We start from the raw sequence: 4,705 nt of genomic DNA, 5'->3' as shown, positions 1-4,705 counted from the left end.
AATCAATATAAGGAACATAGAAATGGGTAGTCAATTCCGCATGGATTCTGTCCCTGGTTCACTTGTCGTTGTTGGTGGGACATACGAACCTTGGCTTTCAGTGTTGGAGCAGGTCGGTTGGCGATGCACTTTGTGCGCTGATCTTCGTAAGGCGGACGCACTTTTTAGTGAAACTGGGCCATGTATCGGTATAGTGGACCTTAGTCACGATGAATTTAGCCTTAATGGTATCGCGAATTTAGTAAGCAAACACAAACAGGTTCGTTGGCTTGCATTCATTCGAGAATCCCAGCTCAGCTCCGATACGATTTGCCAATTCATTGTTAACTTCTGTATTGATTTCTTTACCTCACCTATCCCGGATGCTCAGCTACTGAATACTATTGGCCATCAGCTAGGCATGCTGAAGCTTGAGAAAAAAGTATGGCCTAATTATGGTGCAACGAATGATATGGGGTTGATCGGTGATTCCATTCCAATGAAGCGATTGCGCGATCAAATTAAGCGTATAGGCCCAACCGATGTATCGATTCTCATTTATGGTGAGAATGGCACCGGCAAAGAAACCGTAGCTAGAGCGATACATAAGACCTCAGCGAGATCGCAAAAAGAATTCATTTCTGTTAATTGTCGAGCGATGTCTGAAAGGCGAATTGAGTGCGATCTCTTTGGTATTGAGCAAGAAGATAACAATCAGGTTTCAATGCTAGAAAGAGCGGATGGCGGGACTATTTTGCTCAATGATATTTTAACACTGCCAAAGAGCCAACAGCTGAATCTACTGCGATTTCTACAGGATGGCATGGTTGATACTCCATCTGGTCGAAAAGAGGTGGATGTCCGCATTCTTGCTGCAAACTCTTCAGACATTGAGAAGGCATTGATTGATGGTGACTTTAATGAAGAGCTTTATCACTATATCAATGTGCTGCGCATCAATGTTCCTAGTATGAAAGAACGCGCCGGCGATGTGGCGCTACTGGCTCGACATTTCTTGCAAGAATATTCGAAAGAGTTCAACGCTCAAGCACGCAGCTTTACTGAAGATGCAATTCGAGACTTGACCCGTCATCATTGGCCAGGAAATGTAAGAGAGCTGATGAATCAAATCAAACGTGTTGTGCTTATGTCTGATAACGTAATGATCGGTGAAGCGCAGCTCGAGTTACCTAAACGTAATGATGGAAAGCGCAGTCTAAAAAGCATTCGTGAGCGGAGCGAACGAGACGCATTGTTATTGGTATTAGAGTCTCATTCAGGGCAGGTATCCATTGCTGCGAAAGAGCTTGGCGTTTCGCGTGCAACGATGTATCGATTGTTGAATAAGCATAACCTTATTACAGAAGACAGTATGTCTTAGTTGTCTTTCTCTACGTAAACAACTGATCTTCAATTAATAAAATGACCACTCTAGATTTGAGTGGTTTTTTTATGCCAATTATTATGTTGTAAATTAGTTATTGATCGTGTGAATGTATTGTTATTCAGAGTTAGACTTCTTAAAAACTAGATTAAAAAAATGTTTTGTGTGGATTTTATAAACAGAGGTTGAATTATAACCATAATTGCATAGAATTTAACCGTGGACATAAGCTCTACATCAATCATTTCTTTGGATTTATTAATTAGTTAGGAGGCACAAATGAAACATCAATTTAATACTCATTTTGTTTGTATCTCTACCGTTCTAACCACGCTAAACGCTTGGGATGCCCGTAAATTTGTTATGGCATCAGATCGCTGTAAACCGACTAAAAAATAGATCCGTATCCTTGTCTTGGCTGCGGAAAATGGCAGCTAAACAGGGAAATCAATAGACACTATCCCAACGCCATTTTCTCAGTTAATTATCACAAACGATTACGTTTAATTACTGGAGAATTATCATGCGTCATTCAATTTATCTAAAACTTGCCACTGTACTTGTTCGAGCGGATCTACGCAGAGAAGAGCAAGAGTGGAGAAAAAAACTACGTCGAAGCGCTTACAGTATCCCATGGGAGAATGAACATCTTCTAAGAGATATTGGACTAGCAACCGATGGACGTCCGTTAGGATTTAGCGAGCCAGAAGCCGTTAAAGCTGAACGTCGTGTTCGTCACCTACGTCGAGTACTAAGTGCGCGAATACCAACGTAGAAAGTGGGGTAGGCGCTTCACCTACCCCTAATCAAACATTAAGGACAAGGGTTGGAATATGTCGTACCAACCCTTTGTATCTCTTGAAGTAATTCCTCACAAAGTACGACATCTAAACTGTCAATATTTGATTTAAGCTGGTCTAGATTGGTTGCTCCGATAATATTTGATGCAACAAAAGGACGTTGATTTACATAGGCAAGAGCCATTTGTGCTGGGTCAATGGAGTGTTCATGCGCTAGATTGACATACTCTTGTGTAGCGGCAATCCCTTGGGGGGTAAAATACCGAACGAATCGCTCAAAAAGACTGCAACGAGCATCGCTTGGACGCTGGCCATTAAGGTACTTCCCGCTTAGGCAACCAAATGCCAAAGGGGAGTAAGCGAGTAGTTTTACACCTTCATAGTGGCTGATTTCAGATAAGCCAACTTCAAAACTTCTATTGAGTAGGTTGTAAGGGTTTTGAATCGATACGATCCTTGGCAGATCATGTTTCTCAGCAAGTCTAAGCAAGCTCATTACGCCCCATGGTGTTTCATTCGATACACCGATATAACGAATTTTTCCTGCTTTCACAAGTTCAGTCATCGCTTCTAGAGTTTCGATCAGTGTGACTTCTTCTTGCTCCATTGAATCTGGGTAATTGAGTTGTCCAAAACAGTTGGTTTTTCTCTGGGGCCAATGCAGTTGGTAAAGATCAATATAATCGGTATTCAAACGAGCTAGGCTATCATCAATCGCTTGATGTATATTTTTCCGATCAAGCTTCATGTTTTCGCGTATGTAAGGAACATTCCTTGGCCCTGCAACTTTTGTCGCAAGGACTATTTTTTCACGTTTTGAAGACTGCTTTAGCCAGTGGCCGATATAGCTTTCCGTTGACCCTTGCGTCTCTTTTTGGGGGGGGACTGGATACATCTCAGCGGTATCAATGAAGTTCACACCTCTTTCAAGGGCGTAGTCTAATTGGCTTGAAGCCTCTGCTTGGGTGTTCTGTTCACCAAAGGTCATGGTGCCTAAACAGATTTTGCTGACCTCTAAACTTGAGTGTGGCAATTTGGTGTATTGCATTGCACGTCCTTGTTGATCTCGTTCATATTGCTCCAATATAGGTGAATCCTTCCTTGGATCAAACCGATAGCGCTCAAAATTCGCAAAAGTAATTTCTTTGTCTAGACTTGTAAATGGAGGTACTTATGCAGAAAAGACAATTGGATAAATGGATTCACGGATTTCACAAAGACTCATACCAAACACCGAAAGTGTTTGTGATTGGATGTGCGGATCTGTCGCAGTATCAGATAGCCGTCGAATATAAGCATAAGCTCGAACCTATTAAGCTGGATGAAGAACCGATCCATTTTGATTCGTTAGAGCAAGTGAAAGAAGAGCTCGTCAGGCTTGGAATTGATAAAGCCTTTTTGCGCTTACACAATGCTTATGATGAATTTGGAAGTGAAAATAGCCCTTTATACAGTGATATAGAGCTTTCTCTTGCGATGCATTAATTACTGATAAGCACATGACTCTATGAGTGCGAGAAATATATGATCTAGATATATCAAAGCTATATAAAGTGTTTTTCTAATAGCTTTGCGGTAAATTGAGTCCGTAAGTAGAACCCTCGTGGACGAGTCTTGATAGGCTTTCCACTCGCACCGAAAGCATCAGTGAGAACCCTACCATTGGCTGCTTTTGGTCTTAGCTGTAGGACTTCACCATGCCTTGCCGTAATTTGCTCTACCTTTCCAAGTACAATCAATTCCATTAGTTCTTCCCAATCATCTTTCAGTTGTTGAGCTTCTTCTTTTGATGGTGACCAGATCAGTGGCGAACCCACACGCCTATCTGCCAATGGAATTTCACGTTCTCCTTCGACAGGAACCCATAAGACGCGCGATAGCTTGTTTTTCACATGGCTGCTTTCCCAGTTAAGACCTTGAACACCTATTAAAGGCGCAACACAAACGAAGGTCGTTTCTAATGGTTTACCGCTATACCCAATTGGAATACTTTTTAATTCGATTCCCAAGGCTTCAAAGTCTTGTTGAGGCTTACTCCCTGCTGTTGCGCCGAGGTGCCATTCTAGCAGCTGTCCAACCCAGCCTTTATCACGTTTTAAGTTTTCTGGAACGTCGATGTTCGCTTCGTCCGCCAGATCTTGCATTGATAATCCGGCAATAGCTTGAGCTCGTTCCATTAATTCGGTTTCAGATGTAGGTTCAGGTTTCATAGTGTGCAGATAGGACAGGATTAGTTGGATATCATAACAAAACTCAAGCATTTGGTAATGGGGGTAATAATTGATCATTAAGGTCAAAAGATCATCGCTCTATAACTTATCCACAAGAGAAAAGTATCCGATGGAAAAAGACATCAATATGTATAAATTAACAGGTCTTTTGGGTCGGGGAATCTCTTGAAATATTGAAATGGCCTTACTTGATAGCGATGTTTTGTGGATAAACTAATCGTTGGTGGATCTTTGACCATCATGTTGGTTCGTTTTCTATTAGCTGTCTCAAAAGATCTGCTATCAACGTGAATTTAAATTAAGCTATTGTT

General features: G+C 41.6%; 5 protein-coding genes. 3 read left to right on the top strand and 2 right to left on the bottom strand.

The genetic code is table 11. The features are described 5' to 3' along the window. Positions 1-22: 22 nt before the first annotated feature. Both vpsR and BCU12_RS05510 read left to right on the top strand, forming a co-directional pair. On the top strand, positions 23-1,360 hold the full coding sequence (gene vpsR / locus BCU12_RS05515; RefSeq protein ID WP_102403352.1) for a cyclic-di-GMP-binding transcriptional regulator VpsR: 1,338 nt from the start codon (positions 23-25) through the stop codon (positions 1,358-1,360). A gap of 526 nt (positions 1,361-1,886) precedes the next feature. Next, positions 1,887-2,138 (top strand): DUF1127 domain-containing protein, encoded by a 252-nt coding sequence (locus BCU12_RS05510; protein ID WP_102403351.1) that lies wholly within the window; start codon positions 1,887-1,889, stop codon positions 2,136-2,138. A 38-nt stretch (positions 2,139-2,176) separates the two neighbouring features. Here the strand turns inward: BCU12_RS05510 and BCU12_RS05505 are convergent, their stop codons facing one another. Beyond that, the gene (locus BCU12_RS05505) at positions 2,177-3,211 is read right to left on the bottom strand and encodes an NADP(H)-dependent aldo-keto reductase (protein WP_102403354.1); all 1,035 of its coding nucleotides are present in this window, start codon (positions 3,209-3,211) and stop codon (positions 2,177-2,179) included. Between the two features lie 125 nt (positions 3,212-3,336). Between BCU12_RS05505 and BCU12_RS05500 the strand changes: the two genes are divergently transcribed. Then, a complete protein-coding gene (locus BCU12_RS05500; protein ID WP_102403350.1) occupies positions 3,337-3,648 on the top strand; it encodes a DUF6482 family protein in 312 nt (103 codons plus the stop codon). A 59-nt stretch (positions 3,649-3,707) separates the two neighbouring features. Here the strand turns inward: BCU12_RS05500 and mutH are convergent, their stop codons facing one another. Continuing rightward, positions 3,708-4,373, bottom strand: a complete 666-nt coding sequence (mutH, locus tag BCU12_RS05495; RefSeq protein ID WP_102403353.1) for a DNA mismatch repair endonuclease MutH — start codon at positions 4,371-4,373, stop codon at positions 3,708-3,710. Between the last annotated feature and the right edge of the window lie 332 nt (positions 4,374-4,705).

This window comes from Vibrio sp. 10N.261.55.A7, assembly GCF_002877365.1.
Classification (GTDB): Bacteria; Pseudomonadota; Gammaproteobacteria; order Enterobacterales; family Vibrionaceae; genus Vibrio.
This window is presented reverse-complemented; position numbering and strand designations above follow the sequence as displayed.

What these genes read in the sequence shown, in the direction of transcription:
- vpsR (WP_102403352.1), top strand. Translation starts at nt 23, where the DNA reads ATGGGTAGTCAATTCCGCATGGATTCTGTCCCTGGTTCACTTGTCGTT.
- BCU12_RS05510 (WP_102403351.1), top strand. Translation starts at nt 1,887, where the DNA reads ATGCGTCATTCAATTTATCTAAAACTTGCCACTGTACTTGTTCGAGCG.
- BCU12_RS05505 (WP_102403354.1), bottom strand. Translation starts at nt 3,211, where the DNA reads ATGCAATACACCAAATTGCCACACTCAAGTTTAGAGGTCAGCAAAATC.
- BCU12_RS05500 (WP_102403350.1), top strand. Translation starts at nt 3,337, where the DNA reads ATGCAGAAAAGACAATTGGATAAATGGATTCACGGATTTCACAAAGAC.
- mutH (WP_102403353.1), bottom strand. Translation starts at nt 4,373, where the DNA reads ATGAAACCTGAACCTACATCTGAAACCGAATTAATGGAACGAGCTCAA.